The sequence below is a fragment of the Aminobacter sp. P4_D5 genome, from assembly GCF_056401815.1.
Map to the genome: position 1 here is coordinate 1 of NZ_JBFUIP010001301.1, position 537 is coordinate 537.

The 537-nt window shown below is 70.8% G+C and carries 1 protein-coding gene; it reads left to right on the plus strand.

Features of this window, described 5'->3' with window-relative positions; translation table 11 throughout:
* Window positions 1-51: 51 nt before the first annotated feature.
* The coding region (locus AC1DWF_RS38055) for a gamma-glutamyl-gamma-aminobutyrate hydrolase family protein (protein ID WP_476843579.1) at window positions 52-537 on the plus strand (486 nt) is incomplete at its 3' end.

A 537-nucleotide genomic window follows, 5' to 3' on the forward strand; every position in this document is an offset into this window, starting at 1 on the left:
TCGCGCAAACTTCATCTGGACGCGGGGGCCCCACGCTGCTTCACAGCGGCAATGAAACGTCCCGTCATCGGATTGACCCTCGACGCCGAGCCTGCCGGCGGCTGGTCGAAGCTGCCCTGGTATGCGCTGCGCCAGAACTATTTCTCCGCGGTCATCGCGGCGGGTGGCCTGCCGGTCGCCCTGCCCCATGCCCCCGAACTCGCCGCCGACTATCTCGACGCCATCGACGGGCTGCTGGTCACGGGCGGCGCCTTCGACGTGGACCCCGCCCTCTGGGGCGACGAGAAGCCGCATCCCAAGGTTACGCTGAAGCCGGGACGCACGGATTTCGAGCTCGCCGTCACCCGCCGCGCGCTGGAGCGCGACGCGCCGGTCCTCGGCATCTGTGGCGGCCAGCAGCTTCTCGCGGTGGCGCTGGGCGCCACGCTCATCCAGCACATCCCCGACGAGCTGCCGAGCGACATCCCCCATGAGCAGCCCAACCCGCGCACCGAGCCGGGCCACGATGTCGCGATCGCCGCCGGCACGCTGCTCGCC